This window comes from Pseudomonas rossensis, assembly GCF_039888995.1.
GTDB lineage: Bacteria > Pseudomonadota > Gammaproteobacteria > Pseudomonadales > Pseudomonadaceae > Aquipseudomonas > Aquipseudomonas rossensis.
Window position 1 is genome coordinate 14,864 of the sequence record NZ_JBBWCB010000059.1, and the last position, 20,827, is coordinate 35,690.

At 59.5% G+C, this 20,827-nt stretch carries 18 protein-coding genes; 8 read left to right on the forward strand and 10 right to left on the reverse strand.

Annotated features, from left to right (window positions below; genetic code table 11):
• Positions 1 to 206 precede the first annotated feature (206 nt).
• The 6 genes from WLY71_RS16860 to WLY71_RS16885 all read left to right on the forward strand — a co-directional run bounded on the left by WLY71_RS16860 (position 207) and on the right by WLY71_RS16885 (position 9,859).
• On the forward strand, positions 207 to 1,553 hold the full coding sequence (locus WLY71_RS16860; protein WP_347804440.1) for an imelysin family protein: 1,347 nt from the start codon (positions 207 to 209) through the stop codon (positions 1,551 to 1,553).
• Between the two features lie 280 nt (positions 1,554 to 1,833).
• Positions 1,834 to 3,261, forward strand: coding sequence for a di-heme oxidoreductase family protein (locus tag WLY71_RS16865; protein ID WP_347804441.1), 1,428 nt, complete (start codon positions 1,834 to 1,836; stop codon positions 3,259 to 3,261).
• Between the two features lie 26 nt (positions 3,262 to 3,287).
• Entirely contained in the window at positions 3,288 to 4,352 is a 1,065-nt protein-coding gene (locus tag WLY71_RS16870; protein ID WP_347804442.1) for an imelysin family protein, read from the forward strand.
• 14 nt (positions 4,353 to 4,366) lie between these two features.
• The gene (locus WLY71_RS16875; RefSeq protein WP_347804443.1) at positions 4,367 to 5,467 is read left to right on the forward strand and encodes a DUF1513 domain-containing protein; all 1,101 of its coding nucleotides are present in this window, start codon (positions 4,367 to 4,369) and stop codon (positions 5,465 to 5,467) included.
• Between the two features lie 203 nt (positions 5,468 to 5,670).
• Positions 5,671 to 6,819, forward strand: a complete 1,149-nt coding sequence (locus WLY71_RS16880; protein WP_347804444.1) for an efflux RND transporter periplasmic adaptor subunit — start codon at positions 5,671 to 5,673, stop codon at positions 6,817 to 6,819.
• A 13-nt stretch (positions 6,820 to 6,832) separates the two neighbouring features.
• The gene (locus WLY71_RS16885) at positions 6,833 to 9,859 is read left to right on the forward strand and encodes a multidrug efflux RND transporter permease subunit (RefSeq protein ID WP_347804445.1); all 3,027 of its coding nucleotides are present in this window, start codon (positions 6,833 to 6,835) and stop codon (positions 9,857 to 9,859) included.
• A gap of 109 nt (positions 9,860 to 9,968) precedes the next feature.
• Here WLY71_RS16885 and WLY71_RS16890 read toward each other — a convergent pair whose 3' ends face one another.
• The 5 genes from WLY71_RS16890 to colR form a co-directional block, all read right to left on the reverse strand.
• Positions 9,969 to 10,196, reverse strand: a complete 228-nt coding sequence (locus WLY71_RS16890; protein ID WP_081757450.1) for a hypothetical protein — start codon at positions 10,194 to 10,196, stop codon at positions 9,969 to 9,971.
• Positions 10,197 to 10,198: 2 nt separating this feature from the next.
• Positions 10,199 to 10,912, reverse strand: a complete 714-nt coding sequence (locus WLY71_RS16895; protein WP_347804446.1) for a lipopolysaccharide kinase InaA family protein — start codon at positions 10,910 to 10,912, stop codon at positions 10,199 to 10,201.
• Positions 10,913 to 10,916: 4 nt separating this feature from the next.
• Positions 10,917 to 11,585: a class I SAM-dependent methyltransferase gene (locus tag WLY71_RS16900; protein WP_347804451.1), complete on the reverse strand. Its 669-nt coding sequence runs from the start codon at positions 11,583 to 11,585 to the stop codon at positions 10,917 to 10,919.
• A 153-nt stretch (positions 11,586 to 11,738) separates the two neighbouring features.
• Positions 11,739 to 13,022, reverse strand: coding sequence for a sensor histidine kinase (locus WLY71_RS16905; protein ID WP_347804447.1), 1,284 nt, complete (start codon positions 13,020 to 13,022; stop codon positions 11,739 to 11,741).
• The gene (gene colR / locus WLY71_RS16910) at positions 13,012 to 13,695 is read right to left on the reverse strand and encodes a two-component system response regulator ColR (protein ID WP_123368483.1); all 684 of its coding nucleotides are present in this window, start codon (positions 13,693 to 13,695) and stop codon (positions 13,012 to 13,014) included. The genes WLY71_RS16905 and colR overlap by 11 nt, the downstream gene beginning before the upstream one ends.
• A gap of 218 nt (positions 13,696 to 13,913) precedes the next feature.
• Between colR and WLY71_RS16915 the strand changes: the two genes are divergently transcribed.
• On the forward strand, positions 13,914 to 14,657 hold the full coding sequence (locus WLY71_RS16915) for a phosphatase PAP2 family protein (RefSeq protein ID WP_347804448.1): 744 nt from the start codon (positions 13,914 to 13,916) through the stop codon (positions 14,655 to 14,657).
• A 158-nt stretch (positions 14,658 to 14,815) separates the two neighbouring features.
• On the opposite strand, the gene groL is transcribed toward WLY71_RS16915, so the two are convergent.
• The 4 genes from groL to WLY71_RS16935 form a co-directional block, all read right to left on the reverse strand.
• Positions 14,816 to 16,459, reverse strand: a complete 1,644-nt coding sequence (gene groL / locus WLY71_RS16920; protein ID WP_093422996.1) for a chaperonin GroEL — start codon at positions 16,457 to 16,459, stop codon at positions 14,816 to 14,818.
• A 49-nt stretch (positions 16,460 to 16,508) separates the two neighbouring features.
• Positions 16,509 to 16,802, reverse strand: coding sequence for a co-chaperone GroES (locus WLY71_RS16925; protein WP_047532658.1), 294 nt, complete (start codon positions 16,800 to 16,802; stop codon positions 16,509 to 16,511).
• A 248-nt stretch (positions 16,803 to 17,050) separates the two neighbouring features.
• On the reverse strand, positions 17,051 to 17,530 hold the full coding sequence (locus tag WLY71_RS16930) for an FxsA family protein (RefSeq protein WP_033057490.1): 480 nt from the start codon (positions 17,528 to 17,530) through the stop codon (positions 17,051 to 17,053).
• Between the two features lie 66 nt (positions 17,531 to 17,596).
• Positions 17,597 to 18,328, reverse strand: coding sequence for a HugZ family pyridoxamine 5'-phosphate oxidase (locus WLY71_RS16935; protein ID WP_192410307.1), 732 nt, complete (start codon positions 18,326 to 18,328; stop codon positions 17,597 to 17,599).
• A 171-nt stretch (positions 18,329 to 18,499) separates the two neighbouring features.
• Between WLY71_RS16935 and WLY71_RS16940 the strand changes: the two genes are divergently transcribed.
• Positions 18,500 to 19,258, forward strand: a complete 759-nt coding sequence (locus tag WLY71_RS16940; protein WP_347804449.1) for an SDR family oxidoreductase — start codon at positions 18,500 to 18,502, stop codon at positions 19,256 to 19,258.
• 127 nt (positions 19,259 to 19,385) lie between these two features.
• Here WLY71_RS16940 and apbC read toward each other — a convergent pair whose 3' ends face one another.
• Complete coding sequence (gene apbC / locus WLY71_RS16945; RefSeq protein ID WP_046047101.1) at positions 19,386 to 20,480, reverse strand: iron-sulfur cluster carrier protein ApbC; 1,095 nt, start codon at positions 20,478 to 20,480, stop codon at positions 19,386 to 19,388.
• Between the last annotated feature and the right edge of the window lie 347 nt (positions 20,481 to 20,827).

The window sequence follows — 20,827 nt, forward strand, 5'->3', positions numbered from 1 at the left end:
AATCAAAAGATCGCAGCCTCGTTTTACTCGACAGCTCCTACAGAGTGAAACGAGGCTGCGATCTTTTGATCTACCTCACGTGTCCCCGTGAATAAGAAATATTTCCAGCTACAAACCTTTACACATAATGCGAAAGATTTGCATTATGTCGCAGCTTTGCGCGCTTGCTGCGCCATTCCACCCCCTCTCGAAGCAGGATGTTCGCCATGATTCGTATGCCTCTGGCTACCGCCAGTCTGTTGGCCATCGCTATTTCCCTCGCCGGTTGTGGCGAAGGCAAAGACAAAGCTGTCGCTGCGCAAGCACCGACTCCGGCCACCAGCACCACGGCCCCTGCGGCTGCACCTGTCGCTGCCAGTAAAGTCGACGAAGCCGCCGCCAAAGCCGTTGTCGCGCATTACGCCGACATCGTCTTCGCCGTTTACAGCGATGCCGAATCTACCGCGAAGACCCTGCAAACCGCCGTCGACGCCTTCCTCGCCAAGCCGAACGCCGACACCCTGAAAGCTGCCAAGGCTGCCTGGATCGCTGCTCGCGTTCCTTACCTGCAGAGCGAAGTGTTCCGCTTCGGCAACACCATCATCGACGACTGGGAAGGTCAGGTGAACGCCTGGCCACTGGACGAAGGCCTGATCGACTACGTCGACAAATCCTACGAGCACGCACTGGGTAACCCGGGCGCCACGGCCAACATCATCGCCAACACCCAGGTTCAGGTCGGCGAAGACAAGATCGACGTGAAAGACATTACCCCGGCAAAACTCGCCAGCCTGAACGAGCTGGGTGGTTCCGAGGCCAACGTTGCCACCGGCTACCACGCCATCGAATTCCTGCTCTGGGGCCAGGACTTGAACGGCACCGGCCCTGGCGCCGGCAAACGTCCAGCTTCCGACTACCTGGAAGGCAAAGGTGCAACCGGCGGTCATAACGATCGTCGTCGCGCTTACCTGAAGTCCGTGACCCAACTGCTGGTCAGCGACCTGGAAGAAATGGTCGGTAACTGGAAGCCGAACGTGGCCGACAACTACCGCGCCACCCTCGAAGCCGAGCCAGCTGAATCCGGCCTGCGCAAAATGCTGTTCGGCATGGGAAGCCTGTCCCTGGGCGAACTGGCGGGCGAGCGCATGAAGGTTTCCCTGGAAGCCAACTCGCCGGAAGACGAACACGACTGCTTCAGCGACAACACCCACAATTCGCAGTTCTACGACGCCAAAGGCGTTCGTAACGTGTACCTGGGCGAATACACCCGCGTCGACGGCACCAAAATGAACGGCGCCAGCCTGTCGTCCCTGGTGGCCAAGGCTGACCCGGCTGCCGATACCGCGCTGAAAGCAGACCTGGCGGCGACCGAAGCCAAGATGCAGGTCATCGTCGATCACGCCAACAAGGGTGAGCACTACGACCAGTTGATCGCCGCCGGCAACACCGCTGGCAACCAGATTGTCCGCGACGCGATCGCTTCCCTGGTCAAGCAAACTGGTTCGATCGAAGCCGCCGCTGGCAAACTGGGCATCAGTGACCTGAACCCGGACAACGCTGATCACGAGTTCTGATCAACGCTGGCTGAATAAAAAGGCGACCTTCGGGTCGCCTTTTTCATGTTCGCCACGACACAATCCCCTGTGGGAGCGAGCTTGCTCGCGATAGCGGTAGCTCATTCAACATTGATGTTGGCTGTGATGGCCCTATCGCGAGCAAGCTCGCTCCCACAGGGGATCACCGTTTCCAGATAAACCCTGCCCCACATCAACCAAACGATAATTCCTCTTATTCAATCTCCCCCGCCCTGTTAGACTTTGCGCCCCTTGTTTTGCTCGTCTTGCAGGATGTCTGATGCCCTCGCTGCCTCTTCGCTTGTCCGCACTGTTTCTGGCCCTGGGCCTGAGTGCCTGCGATGACGCCCCACGTTTTACCGAGGCCGAACCCGGCGAAGCCCGGTCCGGTGGCAGCGCAACCGTGCGCAAGACCGATCAGAACTCATTTTCCCTGCCGTCCGCCAACCTGCCGCCATCACGGCGCGTGGACTTCAGTGTCGGCAACAGCTTTTTCCGTAATCCCTGGGTGATCGCCCCTTCGACCACTACTGCCAGGGACGGACTCGGGCCGTTGTTCAACACCAACGCCTGCCAGAACTGCCACATCAAGGACGGCCGCGGTCATCCGCCCACGCCTGATGCGCAGAACGCCGTGTCGATGCTGGTACGCCTGTCGATTCCCGATACGCCGGCGTATGCCAAGCTTATCGAGCAGCTTGGCGTTGTACCGGAGCCGGTCTACGGCGGACAATTCCAGGACATGTCCGTGCCCGGTGTCGTGCCGGAAGGCAAAGTGCGCGTCGATTACACGACCGTTCCGATTCGCTTCAAGGACGGCACCGAAGTCGAGTTGCGCAAGCCGACGTTGCAGATCACCCAGCTCGGCTACGGTCCGATGCACCCTGACACGCGTTTCTCGGCCAGGGTCGCACCGCCAATGATTGGCCTGGGCCTGCTCGAAGCGATTCCCGACGAGGCGATCCTGGCCAATGCCGAGGCTCAGGCAAAAGACAAAAACGGTATCGCTGGGCGTCCAAACCAGGTCTGGGATGACGCGCAGCAAAAAACCGTTCTCGGGCGATTTGGCTGGAAGGCCGGCCAACCAAACCTCAATCAGCAAAATGTTCATGCGTTTTCCGGTGACATGGGCCTGACGACGAGCCTGAGGCCCGTCGACGACTGCACCGCGGCGCAAACCGCCTGCAAACAGGCACCGAATGGCAATGGCCCGGATGGCGAGCCGGAAGTCAGCGATAACATCCTGCGCCTGGTGCTGTTCTATAGCCGTAACCTGGCCGTACCGGCCCGCCGCGATGTCAGCGCCCCTGAAGTGCTGGCCGGCAAGACTCTGTTTTTCCAGGCCGGATGCCAGTCCTGCCACACCCCGAAATACACCACCGCCGCCAACGCCGCAGAACCTGAACTGGCCAATCAAGTGATTCGCCCTTACAGCGATCTGCTGCTGCATGACATGGGCGACGGTCTGGCCGACAACCGTACCGAATTCCAGGCCAGTGGCCGCGACTGGCGCACCCCGCCGTTGTGGGGCATCGGCCTGACGCAGGCGGTCAGTGGCCACACCCAGTTTTTGCACGATGGCCGCGCCCGCAATCTGCTCGAAGCCGTGCTCTGGCATGGCGGCGAAGCCACAGCGGCGCAGCAACAGGTTTTGTCTTTCAATGCCGAGCAGCGCGCTGCGTTGCTGGCGTTCTTGAATTCCCTTTAATACGTATTCCATAGCGGGAGCCCGACATGTTCCGTCCCAAATTGTTGTTCACCAGCCTTGCCGCGCTAGCCTTGGGCGCCTGTTCGCCGCAGGATCCGCAGGCCGTCACGTCAGCAGCCATCGCCAAATCGGTGATCCTGCCGACCTACACGCGCTGGGTTGAAGCCGACCGCCAGCTGGCCGTCAGTGCGTTGGCTTACTGCGAAGGCAAGGAAAACCTCGATACCGCCCGCGCCGATTTCCTGCACGCGCAGAAAGCCTGGGCCGAGCTGCAACCGCTGCTGATCGGGCCGCTGGCCGAGGGCAATCGCGCCTGGCAGGTGCAGTTCTGGCCGGACAAGAAAAACCTCGTCGGCCGTCAGGTCGAGCAACTGGTCACCGCACAGCCGCAGATCGATGCTGCTGCCTTGGCCAAGTCGAGCGTTGTGGTTCAAGGCCTTTCCGCCTACGAATACATCCTGTTCGACAGCAAGCCTGATGTGGCCAACGCTGAACAGAAAGCCAAGTACTGCCCGCTGCTGATCGCGATTGGCGAGCGTCAGAAACAACTGGCCGAAGAGATTCTGAAAAGCTGGAACAACACCGACGGCATGCTCGCGCAGATGAGCAAATTCCCGAACCAGCGCTACGCCGATTCCCACGAAGCCATCGCCGATCTGCTGCGTGTGCAAGTCACCGCCCTCGACAGCCTGAAGAAAAAACTCGGCACGCCGATGGGCCGTCAGACGAAGGGTGTGCCGCAACCGTTCCAGGCCGATGCGTGGCGCAGCCAGTCGTCCCTGACCGGCCTCGAAGCCAGCCTCGCCGCCGCCAAAACGGTGTGGGAAGGCGTCGACAACAAAGGCCTGCGTGGTCTGTTGCCGAACGAGCAGAAACCCTTGGCCGACAAGATCGACGCCGCTTACGCCGCGTCCCTGAAACTGTTCGCCAGCAACCAGCGCTCGCTGACCGAGATGCTCAATGACGCCGCCGGGCGCCAGCAACTCAGCGACATCTACGACAGCCTCAACGTCGTCCACCGCCTGCACGAAGGCGAACTGGCCAAGGCGCTGGGCATCCAACTGGGCTTCAACGCCAACGATGGTGACTGATGAGGGCAAGTTCCATGCTGCGACGCCAGGCTCTGACGTTAGGTAGTTTGCTGCTGGGTGCGGTGACACTGGGCGGCTGGACGCTGTTCAAGCAGAAGGACAAAAGCCCGCTGCTGCTCTCGGCGCGGGACGATACCGACGGCAACCACTACGCCGTCGGTTACCGGCTGGACGGCACGCGGGTGTTTGCCACCCAGGTCGGCCAGCGTTGCCACGACATCATCAACCACCCGACGCTGCCGATTGCGCTGTTCGTCGCCCGTCGTCCGGGCACCGAGAGTTACCTGATCGACCTGCGCGACGGCACGCTGCTGCAAACCGTGACCTCGCTGCCGAACCGGCACTTCTACGGTCACGCGGTGATTCACAAGAGCGGCGACTGGCTGTACGCCACCGAGAACGACACCTCCGATCCGGGTCGCGGCTTGCTCGGTGTGTATAAGTTCGAAGGTGAGCGGCTGGTACACAGCGGTGAGATTTCGACCCACGGCGTCGGCCCGCATCAGGTGTCGTGGATGCCCGATGGCGAAACCCTGGTGGTGGCCAACGGCGGCATTCGCACCGAGGCCGAAAGCCGCGTCGAGATGAACCTCAACGCCATGGAACCGAGCCTGGTGCTGATGCAACGCGACGGCACCCTGCTGAGCAAGGAAACCCTGGCCCAGCAGATGAACAGCGTGCGTCATTTGGGGATTGCCAGCGACGGCACCATCGTCGCCGGTCAGCAGTTCATGGGGCCGTCTCACGAGTCTTCGGAGCTGCTTGCAATCAAGCGACCCGGTCAGCCGTTCGTGGCCTTCCCGGTGCCTGAGCATCAGTTGCAGGCCATGGGGCATTACACCGCCAGCGTTGCGGTGCACAGCGAACTGCGCCTGGTGGCGTTGACCGCGCCACGGGGCAACCGCTTTTTCATCTGGGACCTGGACAGCGGTGAAGTGCGCCTGGACGCGCCGCTTCCCGATTGCGCCGGGGTCGGCGCGGTAGCCGATGGCTTTGTCGTGACCTCGGGTCAAGGACGCTGCCGGTTCTACGATTGCCGCCAGACAAGCCTTGTTGCAAAACCCCTCGATCTACCCGCAGGGCTCTGGGACAACCACCTTCACCTGATGGCGTGAATAACGCAGAAAAGATCGCAGCCTTCGGCAGCTCCTACATTGGAATGCGTACACTCTGTAGGAGCTGCCGAAGGCTGCGATCTTTTCAGGCCAACGCCAATCGATAGCCTTACACCCTGTAAGTTCTGCCAGTTGGAATCAACCTCCCACTCGGAGTAATGTGCCCGACTGTCTCACCTGATTTTCTCCAAGGAAGTGGAAATATGCTGCGTCGCCGCATGCTGATCATGTTGGGTGTTGTTCTGCTGATCGTGCTGGTCCTGGCCGGTTACAAAGCCTTCTCCATCTACACGATGATTCAGGGCTTTGCTGTGCCGAAGCCGGCGATCAGTGTCGCCGTGGCCACTGCCACCGAACGGCCGTGGCAAGCCCGCCTGCCGACCGTCGGCACCCTCAAGGCGCTGCAAGGTGTCGACCTGAGCCTGGAGATCGCCGGCACCGTCACGGACGTGCAGTTTGAGTCAGGGCAGAAGGTCAAAGCCGGCCAACCCATCGTTCAACTCGACAGCGCCGTGGAAACCGCCCTGCTGGAAACCGCCTTGGCCGACCTCGGGCTGGCCCAGGTGGATTACAACCGCGGCAGCCAACTGGTGGGCAGCCAGGCCATTTCCAAAGGCGAGTTCGACCGACTCTCGGCGGTATTTAAAAAGAATAAGGCCACGGTCAATCAGCTCAAGGCTTCACTCGAGAAAAAACGCATCGTTGCGCCGTTCAGCGGGACCATCGGCATTCGCCAGGTGGACGTCGGTGACTACGTGGCCAGCGGCACCATGATCGCCACTCTGCAAGACCTCCGCAGCCTCTATGTAGACTTCTTCGTGCCCGAGCAGTCGGTACCGAAGATCGCCCTCGGCCAACCGGTACAGATCGTTGTCGCGGCCTACCCGACACAAACCTTCCCCGGCACCATCAGCGCGATCAACCCGAAAGTCGAAAACAGCACGCGCAACGTCCAGGTCCGCGCGACCCTGGCCAATCCCGATGCCAAACTGCTGCCGGGGATGTTCGCCAGCCTGCAAGTGTTGTTGCCCGACCCGCAGCCGCGCATCGTCGTGCCGGAAAGCGCGATCACTTACACGCTGTACGGCAACTCACTCTATGTCGTCGCGCAGAAAAAAGCCGAAGACGGCAGCCTGGAAAAAGACGACAAGGGCCAACCGATCTTGATCGCCGAACGGCGTTTCATCGAAACCGGCGAGCGCCGCGATGGGCAAGTGATGATCACCAAAGGTGTGCAGAACGGCGAAAAAGTGGTCACGGCCGGCCAGATCAAACTGGACAACGGCGCACACATTGCGATCAGCGACGACAAGACCTTAGCCGAGAAGAACAGCCCGCCGCGCGCGGACTGATCAAGGAATCCCCATGGCTTTTACCGACCCGTTCATCCGCCGCCCGGTGCTCGCCACCGTGGTCAGCCTGTTGATTGTGCTGCTGGGCTTCCAGGCCTGGAGCAAGTTGCCGCTGCGCCAATATCCACAAATGGAAAACGCCCTGATCACGGTGACCACCGCTTATCCCGGGGCCAACGCCGAAACCATTCAGGGCTACATCACCCAACCGATGCAGCAAAGTCTGGCCAGTGCCGAGGGCATCGACTACATGACCTCGGTCAGTCGCCAGAACTTCTCGGTGATCTCGATCTACGCGCGCATCGGCTCCAACAGCGATCGCTTGTTCACCGAACTGCTGGCCAAGGCCAACGAGGTGAAGAACCAGCTGCCTCAGGACGCCGAAGACCCGGTACTGAGCAAAGAAGCCGCCGACGCCTCGGCACTGATGTACATCAGCTTCTTCAGCAAGGAGCTGAGCAACCCACAAATTACCGACTACCTGTCGCGGGTCATCCAGCCGAAACTGGCGACCCTGCCGGGCATGGCCGAAGCCGAGATTCTCGGCAACCAGGTATTTGCCATGCGTCTATGGCTGGACCCGGTCAAGCTGGCCGGTTTCGGCCTGAGTGCCAGCGACGTGACCGATGCGGTGCGCAAATACAACTTCCTCTCCGCCGCCGGCGAAGTGAAAGGCGAGTACGTCGTCACCAGCATCAACGCCAATACCGAGCTTAAGTCCGCCGAAGCCTTTGCCGCGATTCCGCTTAAGGTCGAGGGCGACAGTCGCGTGCTGCTCAGCGATGTGGCGCGGGTTGAAATGGGTGCGGAAAACTACGATTCGATCAGCTCCTTCGGCGGCACCCCTTCGGTGTACATCGGCATCAAGGCCACGCCAGGCGCCAACCCGCTGGACGTGATCAAGGAAGTGCGCAAGATCATGCCGGACCTGGAAGCCCAGCTGCCGCCGAACCTCAAAGGTGAAATCGCCTACGACGCCACGCTGTTTATCCAGGCCTCGATCGACGAAGTGGTGAAAACCCTGTTTGAAGCAGTGCTTATCGTCATCGTGGTGGTGTTCCTGTTCCTCGGCGCGCTGCGTTCGGTGGTGATCCCGGTAGTCACCATCCCGCTGTCGATGATCGGCGTGATGTTCTTCATGCAGATGATGGGCTACTCGATCAATCTGCTGACGTTGTTGGCGATGGTATTGGCCATCGGCCTGGTGGTGGACGATGCCATTGTGGTGGTGGAAAACATCCACCGGCACATCGAAGAAGGCAAGACGCCGCTGGATGCGGCCATCGAAGGCGCCCGGGAAATCGCCATGCCGGTGGTCTCGATGACCATCACGCTGGCGGCGGTCTATGCGCCGATCGGCTTCCTGACGGGGCTCACGGGGGCGCTGTTCAAGGAGTTCGCCCTGACCCTGGCCGGCGCGGTGGTGATCTCCGGCATCGTCGCCCTGACCCTGTCGCCCATGATGTGCGCCTTCCTGCTGCGTCACGACGAAAATCCCAGCGGCCTGGCCCATCGCCTGGACCTGATTTTCGAAGGCCTCAAGCGCCGTTATCAAAGCATGCTCCACGGCACCCTCAACACCCGGCCGGTGGTGCTGGTGTTCGCGGTGATCGTGCTGTGCCTGATTCCGGTGCTGCTCACGTTTACCAAGTCGGAACTGGCGCCGGACGAAGACCAGGGCATCATTTTCATGATCGCCAACGCCCCGCAACCGGCCAACCTCGACTACCTGAGCACCTACACTGACGAGTTCGTCACGATCTTCAAGACGTTTCCCGAGTACTACTCGTCGTTCCAGATCAATGGTTTCAACGGCGTGCAATCGGGGATCGGCGGCTTCCTGCTCAAGCCGTGGAACGAACGCAGCCGCACGCAAATGCAGATCTTGCCCGAGGTACAGGCCAAACTGGAGAGCATTTCCGGATTGCAAATCTTCGGCTTCAACCTGCCCTCCCTGCCCGGCACCGGCGAGGGGCTGCCGTTTCAGTTCGTCATCAATACCGCCAACGATTACGAGTCGCTGCTACAAGTGACCGACCGAATCAAAAAAAGGGCAATGGAGTCCGGCAAGTTCGCCTTCGTCGACCTCGACCTGGCGTTCGACAAACCTGAAGTGGTGGTGGATATCGATCGCGCCAAGGCCGCACAGATGGGTGTTTCCATGCAGGACCTGGGCGGGACGCTCGCGACATTGCTGGGTGAGGCGGAGATCAACCGTTTCACTATTGAAGGTCGCAGCTACAAAGTCATCGCGCAGGTCGAACGGCCCTTCCGGGATAACCCCGACTGGCTCAACAATTATTACGTCAAGAACACCCAAGGCCAACTGCTGGCCCTGTCGACCCTGATCACCGTGACCGACCGGGCGCGTCCACGGCAGTTGAACCAGTTCCAGCAACTCAACTCGGCCATCCTGTCCGGCGTGCCGCTGGTCAGCATGGGTGAAGCCATCGACACCGTGCGCCAGATCGCGCGGGAAGAGGCGCCGGTGGGTTATGCCTTCGACTATGCCGGCGCATCCCGGCAATACGTCCAGGAAGGCAGTGCGCTGTGGGTCACCTTCGCCCTGGCGCTGGCGATCATTTTCCTGGTACTGGCCGCCCAGTTCGAAAGCTTCCGCGATCCGCTGGTGATTCTGGTGACCGTGCCGTTGTCGATCTGTGGCGCGTTGATCCCGCTGTTCCTGGGCTGGTCGAGCATGAATATCTACACCCAGGTCGGCCTGGTGACGTTGATCGGGCTGATCAGCAAGCACGGAATCCTGATCGTCGAATTCGCCAACCAGTTACGCAAGGACAAAGGCCTGACGCCGCGAGAGGCCGTGGAGGAAGCGGCGGCCATTCGTCTGCGTCCGGTGTTGATGACCACTGCTGCGATGGTGTTCGGCATGGTGCCGTTGATCATCGCCACGGGGGCGGGCGCCGTCAGCCGGTTCGACATCGGCATGGTGATCGCCACGGGGATGTCGATCGGGACGTTGTTTACGTTGTTTGTGTTGCCGTGCGTGTACACGTTGCTGGCTAAACCCGATAAACCCTAAAATCAAAAGATCGTCCGAAGGCTCGGGCCGCGTTCGGACGATCTTATGATCTTGCAATCGAAAAAAAGGCCTCGCATTAGCGAGGCCTTTTATTTGGGCTTCAATTTATTCAACTTTGTGGCCTCAATCCTTGAGAAAGTCCGAACATGAACAGCAATAAATCATGATCGGGTTGGGATGCCACGGATGCCTTCGCAACCCGTGGCAACGGACAGTGCGCGTCGCCATTCACTGAACTGAGGACTTGCGTGCGGGGCTGCTCCCAAGCCGCCACCGCTAGTGAAGCAACTGCCAAGGCTCCTATTAAAAATACACCTCGTGCAATTTCGAGTTTCATTGCTATAAACCCTTGATAGCGCTGCCAAACGCCGTCTTATAAAAGTAGACGAGTTTCTGCCAGTCCGTCGTGCTGAACGACGAGTGGCGACGCAGTTGCTTCATGTCATGAGAAGCCGCTTGCCGGGCGGTAAAACGCTGCCGAGATTTCTCCAGATCGATCAAGGCCACTTCAACTTTGGCAGCCTCGCCTTCGCCGGTGACGCGCACGAATACGTGCTTGGCATAAAGGCAGCTGTGCTGCCAGCGGCCCTTGTGCATCCGGGCCAGGCTCTCGGCCAGTTCCTTCAACACTCGATCATGCACAGCCTCACCGTGACGTTCGCGACCGCCGCCAGCGTACCAGTGGTCGATTTCCTCGAAGCCGTCCAGCGCCTTGGTGATCAGCAATGCGCGCCATTTATGCACCGGATCGCGCTGTGCACCGCAGAAAACGATTTCCGGAACGAGAACGTCGAGCAGGTTCAGGCCGATGAGCGCATCGCGCTCGCGCAACACCGTCGGCCGACCGAACGGGTGCAGCAAGCTGCGATGGATATGTCCGGTTTGACGTTTAACGTAAAGCAGCTGTCCATTGCCGCTCACAACGCGCTGCACGCCGCTTTCTCCACCGCGACGGACGTTGGGTTCTTCTACCCATTCACCGCGCTGATTCCAAAAATAGTCGAAGCGGTCCTGAGGAGCGACGTCCGTTTCTGCTGCACATTGCACTGCCATTCTGTTACCTCTTGCGTAATACGTAGACCCGCCACATGGCATAGAGCGGTAAAAAGTCCAGTTGTTCCTGAATATGAAAACCCGCCTGCTCGAATTCCTTTTCAACCGTAGCAGCCGGTAACACAAATCGATTTTGGTAACCTTCCTGCCCACGGGTTTTCTCGGCGCGCTTGCGTTTCCACGCCTTGAAATTGCCGTCCACCCACAAAGAAAGGATCACGCTGTCGCGAGTGACTCGCTCGAACTCGCGCAAAATAGCCAGTCGATGCTCGGCTTCACCGATGTGATGGAGCAAACGCATGCAGAAAATGCTGTCGACGGCGTTATCAGGCAAGGCAATGTCGAATGCAGAAGTGTGCAAGGGCTGTACCCGTTTCACCACCTCGGCAGGTTGCGCCTGCATGGCAATCTTCAGCATGGACTCGGAGTTGTCAGCCCCAATGATCGCACGATTGGTTTTTTCCGCCAGCAATGGCCAAAAGCGCCCCGCACCGCAGGGCAAATCGAGGATCAGCCCCGGCTCACCGACCAGTGCCAGCGCCTTGCGCGCCAGTTGCTCGTCACGCCAGTGGGACAGGCGGCGGCCAAGGCCATCCTTATGCTTGCGCAGGTATCGTTGAGCGTGTTGATCGTCGTATTTTTCGGAAAAATCAAGTTTGATCGGGCCGGCCATCACCAAGGTCTCCTTAGCTGCTGATGGCACCCACGATAGGTAGCGCCGTGTCAGCGACAGGTCATTCCTTTGTGAAAAAAATGTCATGTAAAACCCCAAGTTATTTCGAGGTTTTGCAGGGCGGCAACGATGGCTCTGGGCCGTTGCGACCGATCAGTTCACATCCGACGAACACAGCTCCACCTGAAAACGACAACCATTGGGCTCCATGTTCGTCAGGCTGACGTCCCACCCCTGGTTTTCACAGATCCGCTGCACCAGTGACAGCCCAAGCCCCAAGCCCTCACCGCGCTTCTCGTTGCCCCGCACGAACGGCTCGAACATGGCCTCGCGTTTTTCCTCGGGAATGCCCACGCCACTGTCCTCGACCATGAAACCCGTGGCCGTCAGGGTCAGGTGGATGAACCCGCGTTCGGTGTAATGCAGCGCGTTACGCAGCAGGTTGCCCATGACCGCGTGCAGAAGGGTTGCGTTGTAGCACGTGTTGGCCGGATTGCCCGGTTCAAAGATTAGCGCCAACCCCTTGGCCTCGATCGGCTCGCGCCACTGATTGAGCAGTCCATCGGCTACCTGGCTCAGGGTCTGCTGGGGCGATATGCTGGCGTCTTCGCGTTGTGCGCGGGCCAACATCAGGAAGGTTTGCACCAGCTCGCGCATCTCTTCACAAGCGCGGGCGATTCGCTCGACCTGTGCACGTCCACGCTGATCGATACCGGGGTTTTCCAGTAGCAGCTCGCAGGAACTGGCCAGCACCATCAATGGCGTGCGCAGTTCGTGGCTCACGTCACTGGTGAACAACCGTTCGCGGGTCAACGCCTGGCGCAAGCGCCCGAGGGTGGCGTCGAAGGCCACGGCCAACTCGCCCACCTCATCAGCGGCGTAATCCGGCGCCAGCGGTGGAGCAAGACCCAATAATTGATCACGGTGACGGACCTGACGGGCCAGTCGCACCACGGGCGCCATCACTTTGCGCGCCAGTACCCAGCCAAGAAACACCGCCAACGCCAGACTCAGGACGAAGCCCACCAGCACCACGGCAAACAGCACCCGTTCACGCTCTTCGAAATCGCTCTGATCCTGCAACAGCACATAACGCCGACCATCGACGACTTCGACCATCGCGTGATACGACAGCTGTTCGCGAAACACTTCGTGAAAGCCCGGGCCCAGGTGCCGCAGGTCCTTGGGGAGTTCGAAGTCGCCGGGCCCGCCGCTGAAATAGAACATTTGGTCCGGCTCGGGACGGTGGCTCCAGTCCGACACGCTGTCCATCAGCAACAGACGCTGTAAATCGCCGCCCAGACCAGCCGAAATCAGTTTTTCTTCGACCAGGTGCACGGTCGCCACAATGCCCATGGCGAACGCCCCTGCCACCAATGCGCTCATCAGCGCAAAGGCGATGATGATCCGTTGAGCAAGGCTCTGTTTAAACTCCATCTCGGCCCTCGGCCAAGCGATAACCCACACCGTGCACGGTTTGCAGCAACGGTTTGGCGAACGGCTTGTCGATCACCTGGCGCAATTGATGGACGTGGCTGCGCAGGCTGTCGCTGTCCGGGCAGTCATCACCCCACAGCGCCTCTTCGAGAATTTCGCGGCGCAGTACGTGAGGACTTTTTTGCATCAACACGGCCAGCAACTTCAGGCCCACCGGGTTGAGTTTCAGCAGACGACCTTCGCGGGTCACTTCCAGGGTATCGAGGTCGTAGATCAGATCGCTGACCTGCAAGGTGCGACGGCCGCCACCCTGGGCGCGACGCATGACCGCCTCGATGCGCGCCGCCAATTCAGACAGGGCAAAGGGTTTGATCAGGTAGTCATCGGCGCCGGACTTGAAGCCTTGCAGCCGGTCGTCCAGTTGATCGCGAGCGGTGAGCATGATCACCGGCGTGTCGCGGCGCGCATCTTCGCGCAGGCGTTTGCACAGGGTGTAACCGTCGATGCCCGGCAACATGATGTCGAGCACGATCAGGTCGTAATGCTCCGTGGCCGCCAGGTGCAATCCTGACAAACCGTCCTGCGCGCAATCCACGGTATAACCTTTGAGCCCCAGGTAATCGGCCAGATTGGCCAGGATATCGCGGTTGTCTTCAACCAATAGAATTCGCATGGGTATCTCCTGCGTACACAGTAACGGCCGTCTTGGCCCGCGCAGCTTAAGGCCAAGTGTGGCTGAGGGCTAGGACTGTGTGCAGTTGCAAATCCACCCCATAAACCCGGGGCAACTTTAACGACTTTTTCACTATCGATTCACACGCCGACGACAGGATCAGGCTCAAACTCCGCGCGGCTGCGTTTTCAGAACATTTCACCGACCAAGGAACTGCCATGGTTTCGACTGCTGTCCGCCCCGCCTCCCGCCCACTGAACTTCTGGGTGTGCCTGGGCGTTCCCGCCATTGCGGCGATCATTCTGGTGCTGCTCGAACTGACGTCCCTGGACATGGACCTTGCCAAACTGCTCTATGACCCGGTCGCGAGGGATTTCATCGGGCGGCACAGTTACTTCCTGGAAGAGATCCTGCATGACCGCGCCAAGCAGGTGGTCATCGCCTTCTCGGTGTTGGCCATCGTCGGTTTCATCGCCTCCTTTTTCATGGACAGGCTCAAACCGATCAAACGGGAACTGGGCTGCCTGGTGCTATCTCTGGCGCTGGCGACCTCCTTTGTCACGCCAGTCAAAGCGGTGACGGCCGTTCAATGCCCATGGAGCCTGGAGCAGTTCGGTGGTCACGAGACCTACAGCGAGTTGCTCAGCCCTCGCCCGCACACCGATAAGCCGGGCCGTTGCTGGCCCGGCGGTCATGCGGCAACCGGTTTCACACTGTTTGCGCTGTTCTTTGTCCTGCGTGACCGTCGTCCGCGCCTGGCGCGCAAGGCGTTTGTGTTCGCTTTCGCGTTGGGCACGGTGTTTTCCATCAGCCGGATGATGCAGGGCGCGCACTTCTTTTCGCACAATGTGTGGACGGCGATTTTCTGCTGGCTGATTTGTCTGGGGGCGTATTACTACATCCTTTATCTCCCGGCGGCGAAGGATGAGCGAGAGACCAAGGCAGAACCGGTCAAGGCCTGAGGAAAGATCAAAAGATCGCAGGCTTCGCCAGCTCCTACAGGGGATCGCGTGCTTTTGTAGGAGCTGCCGCAGGCTGCGATCTTTTGACTTTATAGAGGGCAGTAAAAAGCCCCGCCTGCTTATCGCAGGCGGGGCTTTTTTATAGGGGTAAGGCTGGCTTACATCATGCCGCCCATGCCGCCCATACCGCCCATGTCTGGCATGCCGCCGCCAGCTGGACCGTCTTCCTTGATCTCGGCGATCATGGCTTCGGTGGTGATCATCAGGCTGGCGATGGAAGCTGCTGCCTGAAGAGCCGAACGAGTCACTTTAGCCGGGTCGAGGATGCCCATTTCGATCATGTCGCCGTATTCGCCGGTAGCAGCGTTGTAACCGTAGTTACCCGAACCCTGCTTGACCTTGTCGACAACTACGCTTGGCTCGTCGCCGGAGTTGGCAACGATCTGGCGCAGTGGCGCTTCAACAGCGCGACGCAGCAACTGGATACCCACGTCTTGATCGGCGTTATCGCCTTTCAGCTCGGAGATTGCCTGCAGAGCGCGAACCAGTGCCACGCCACCGCCAGGTACCACGCCTTCTTCAACGGCTGCACGGGTAGCGTGCAGGGCGTCTTCAACGCGGGCTTTCTTCTCTTTCATTTCAACTTCGGAACCAGCGCCAACCTTGATCACTGCAACGCCGCCGGACAGTTTGGCCAGTCGCTCTTGCAGTTTTTCACGGTCGTAGTCGGACGAAGTGTCAGCCACTTGCTGACGGATCTGCAGAACGCGAGCCTGGATATCAGCTTCAACGCCGGCGCCGTCGATCACGGTGGTGTTTTCTTTGGACAGGATCACGCGCTTGGCATTACCCAGGTGTTCCAGGGTAGTGCTTTCCAGGCTCAGACCGATCTCTTCGGAGATAACGGTACCGCCAGTCAGAACAGCGATGTCCTGCAGCATGGCCTTGCGACGGTCGCCGAAGCCTGGCGCCTTGACGGCTGCGACTTTAACGATGCCACGCATGTTGTTCACAACCAGAGTCGCCAGGGCTTCGCCTTCAACGTCTTCGGCCACGATCAGCAGTGGACGGCCGGCTTTGGCAACGGCTTCCAGTACTGGCAGCATTTCGCGGATGTTCGAGATCTTTTTGTCGACCAGCAGGATCAGCGGACCGTCCAGCTCGGCAGTCATGGTCTCTGGCTTGTTGACGAAGTACGGGGACAGGTAGCCACGGTCGAACTGCATGCCTTCAACAACCGACAGTTCGTTTTCCAGGCCCGAGCCTTCTTCAACGGTGATCACGCCTTCTTTACCGACTTTTTCCATGGCTTCGGCAATGATGTCGCCGATGGAGTTGTCGGAGTTGGCCGAGATGGTGCCGACCTGAGCGATGGCCTTGGTGTCAGCGCAAGGCTTGGACAGGGCTTTCAGCTCTTTGACGATTGCGATGGTCGCTTTGTCGATACCGCGCTTCAGGTCCATCGGGTTCATGCCGGCAGCGACGGCTTTCAGGCCTTCGTTGACGATCGATTGAGCCAGAACGGTAGCGGTGGTGGTGCCGTCGCCTGCGTCATCGTTGGCACGGGAGGCAACGTCTTTGACCAGCTGCGCGCCCATGTTTTCGAAGCGATCTTTCAGCTCGATTTCTTTGGCAACGGACACGCCGTCCTTGGTGATGGTCGGAGCGCCGAAGCTCTTCTCGATGATCACGTTACGGCCTTTAGGGCCCAGGGTCGCTTTTACTGCGTCAGCCAGGACGTTGACACCGGCGAGCATTTTCTTGCGGGCGGAATCGCCGAATTTAACTTCTTTAGCAGCCATGATCGATATTCCTTAAATACTTTGTAGTAGCGGGAAAATGAGCGGGGAATCAGCCTTCGATAACAGCGAGGATTTCGTTCTCGCTCATTACCAACAGGTCTTCGCCGTCGACTTTCACGGTGTTGCTGCCGGAGTACGGGCCGAACACAACCTTGTCACCCACTTTAACGGCCAGTGCACGCACTTCACCGTTGTCCAGCACGCGGCCGGTACCGACAGCGAGGATCTCGCCGCTGTTGGCTTTTTCAGCAGCCGAACCTGGCAGGACGATACCGCCAGCGGTTTTCTTTTCTTCTTCGCTGCGACGGATGACGACGCGGTCATGCAGAGGACGAAGCTTCATTGTCGATCTCTCCTAATTGTGGTTTTCATCGGCCGGTGTATTCCCGGCGGGTTTAACAAATCCGGCGGTGCCGGGTGCGGTTCGTCGAGCGAACCGCGGAAGTCTGTCTGGCGTAATCGCCAGAAACCTTGCGGTGACCGTTACATAAGGGCACATAAGCTTATTACAAGGGCGAGGACGCAAATTTTTTCAGGTTGCTGCCCCACAAACGAACACGGCACCCGAAGGTGCCGTGCCGGTGTAGCGGATTACTTGGTATCGCGGTGTTCGAATTCGCCTTCGATCACGTTGGGCTCACGGCCCAGCGGCTCGCGGGTCGCAGGGCCGCCGCCACGTGGCTGAAGGTCGTCGGCGAACGCACGCTGACGGATTGCCGCCTCTTCGGCACGCTGGCGCATTTTATTGGCCAACAGTCGACGAGAGATCGGCAGCAACATGATCAGACCCAGCACGTCAGTGACGAAGCCCGGCAGGATCAACAGACCACCCGCCAGTGCCAGCATCAAACCTTCGAGCATGGTCTGGGCCGGCAACTCGCCGCGGTTCAGGCTTTCACGAGCACGCAATGCGGTTGCCAGACCAGCGATACGCAGCACGAACACGCCGAGCATCGAGCCGAGAATGACCAGCAGCAGGGCCGGGAAAAACCCGATCGCCCCGCTTACCTTGACGAATACGAACAGCTCCAACACCGGGAACAGTACAAAGAGCAATAAAAAAGGGCGCATCAAATGGTTCCTCAACGCAAGAATGCCTTGCCAGTCTTCCCTAGATGACGTCGCCGATTCGTGAATTCAAGCGTCGGCCACTTCATTTTTCGGCCAATGTTCGGCGTGAGCCAGGAAAACCAAGGCTTCGCGTACTTGTGTCGGCGTATTACACGGCGCTTGAAACGGCAACCAATAGAGCCCCTGGCCAATGCGCAGGTGCATGCCTTCGGTATCGATACCCGCCAGTTGCGCCGGCTCGGTTTTCGGCAGGCCTGCCAGTTCGACGTAGTGGGCGATGGCTTTGGCGTGATCGGCATTCATGTGCTCGACCATGCTCGCTTCGGCCTTACCGGCAAACGGGTTGGCCAGGGTCAGTTGATCGACCCAGTGAATCGCACCGAAGCCGCCGATGTAGCGATGACGTACCGGCTTGAGCACCCAGAAATCGAAATCGTGGGCCTTGTGGTAGCTCTGTGAATCCGGGAAATAGCGGTAGTAACGCTCAGCCGCCGCTTCGATGGCTGACTCGTCCTCGAGCTTTTCTGCTTCAGCGAGGTAGGTCAGGCGACCAACGGCTTGCACATCTTCGGCCCCGCGCTCGCCCACAAACAGCGAGCATTTTGGATCTTTCTGCAGGTTGTGGGTGTGCTGGGCGATACGGCTGATAAGGATCAGCGGCCAACCCTGTTCGTCCAGACAGTACGGAACCACGGAGCCAAACGGGAAACCGGGCATCGCCTTGGAGTGTGTCGATAGCACTCCACGGTATTCCTTGAGAAGCAATTCTCGGGCATTCTTGGCCGCTTCAACGCTCAATTTATGACTCCTTATATAGAATCCGTCAAAAAAAACGGACAGGCGCCTGGGGATAAGTTCCAGTACGCCATCGGGGCAGTTCTCATGTGCAGCCAGGCCGTATCAGGTGCAGATCGAGAGGCTACTCTCTAAAAGGAAACCACTCCTCTGATCTGCTATTGGGGCATGCGAATGCAACTCACTGACAAAGTAATCATTATCACGGGCGGTTGCCAGGGTTTGGGCCGTTCCATGGCCGAGTATTTCGCCGGTAAAGGCGCGAAGCTGGCGCTGGTGGACCTGAACCAGGAAAAACTCGACGACACCGTCGCCGCTTGCAAGGCTAAAGGCGTCGATGCTCGCGCTTATCTGTGCAATGTCGCCAATGAAGAGCAAGTGACCCACATGGTCGCCCAGGTTGCCGAGGACTTCGGCGCGATCCATGGCTTGATCAACAACGCCGGGATCCTGCGCGATGGCTTGCTTATCAAGGTCAAGGACGGCGAGATGACCAAGATGAGCCTGGCCCAGTGGCAGACGGTCATCGACGTCAATCTGACCGGCGTATTCCTGTGCACCCGTGAAGTCGCGGCCAAAATGATCGAGCTGAACAACAGCGGCATGATCATTAATATCTCGTCGATCTCCCGCGCTGGCAACGTCGGCCAGACCAACTACTCCGCCGCCAAGGCCGGTGTCGCCGCGGCGACCGTGACCTGGGCGAAGGAATTGGCACGCTACGGTATTCGTGTGGCAGGCATTGCACCGGGCTTTATCGAAACCGAAATGACGCTGAGCATGAAGCCTGAGGCGCTGGAGAAGATAACGTCCGCGATTCCACTCAAGCGCATGGGCAAGCCTGAAGAGATCGCCCATTCAGCGGCGTACATTTTCGAGAACGACTATTTCACCGGTCGGATTATGGAGTTGGATGGCGGGTTGCGCATCTAAAGCCACTGCAAAACAAATGTGGGAGCGAGCTTGCTCGCGATAGCGGTAGTCCAGTCAACAAATCTGTTGAATGTTAATCCGTCATCGCGAGCAAGCTCGCTCCCACAGAGAAGCGTATTTCAGTTCATTAATCGTCGCTGATCGTGATGTTCGGCATGGCCGGTGTCGCCGCTTCCTGCAACACGATCCGCGCGCCGACATGGCGGGCCAGCTCCTGGTAAACCATCGCAATCGGGCTGTCAGGCTCGGCGATCACCGTTGGCTTGCCGCCGTCGGCCTGTTCGCGGATGGCCATCGCCAGCGGCAACGAAGCCAGCAGCTCGACGCCGTACTGGTTGGCCAGCTTCACACCACCGCCCTCACCGAACAGATGCTCGGCATGCCCGCAGTTGGAGCAGATGTGCACGGCCATGTTTTCCACCACGCCCAGCACCGGGATGTTGACCTTGCGGAACATCTCCACGCCCTTGCGCGCGTCCAGCAATGCCAGGTCCTGCGGGGTCGTGACGATCACCGCACCGGCCACCGGGACTTTCTGCGCCAGGGTCAGCTGGATGTCACCGGTGCCTGGTGGCATGTCGATGACCAGGTAATCCAGGTCGCCCCAGGCGGTCTGAGTGACGAGTTGCAACAAGGCGCCGGAAACCATCGGCCCGCGCCAGACCATCGGCGTGTTGTCATCGGTCAGGAACGCCATGGACATGACTTCGACACCGTGGGACTCGATCGGAATAAACCACTTCTGATCCTTGACCTTGGGTCGGGTGCCTTCAGGGATGCCGAACATGATGCCTTGGCTCGGTCCGTAAATATCCGCGTCGAGGATCCCGACCTTGGCGCCTTCGCGGGCCAGGGCCAGGGCCAGGTTGGCGGCGGTGGTCGATTTGCCCACACCGCCCTTGCCGGACGCCACGGCCACCACGTTCTTGACGTTGGCCAGCCCCGGGATCTGCGCTTGAGCCTTGTGCGCGGCAATGACACTGGTGATCTCGACGCGGGCGATGGTCACGCCGTCCAGCCCTTCAATGGCCATTTGCAGCAACTGCGCCCAGCCACTCTTGAACAGGCCGGCGGCGTAACCCAGCTCCAGCTGGACGCTGACGCGATCCCCCTGAATGTCGATGCCGCGCACGCACCCGGCGCTGACCGGGTCCTGGTTCAGGTAAGGGTCGGTGTATTGGCGAAGGACGGCTTCCACCGCTGCGCGATTGACGGCGCTCATGGGCAACTCCGATAGCAAGACTGGAAAATCAGGCGAGTATCCTAACCGTTCTGTCGCCCGGACGGCATGCTTTCAGGATATGACAAATAACCCATGGTCGAATGCTACCTGTAGCAGCTGGCGAAGCTTGCGTTCGGCGGCGCAGCCGTCGCAAACCCAGGCACCGCGGTGTGCCAGGCAAATCAGGGTGACAGAATTGGCGACGGCTTCGCCGCCGAACGCAGGCTTCGCCAGCTGCTATGTATGGACTCGCCCCCACTGTCTACCCGCTTTTGAAAAACCGCCGCCCCGTTGCATCTATGTATCAGGCCTATTCGAGGAAGCCGACTTCGGCTTCTGGCCAAAAT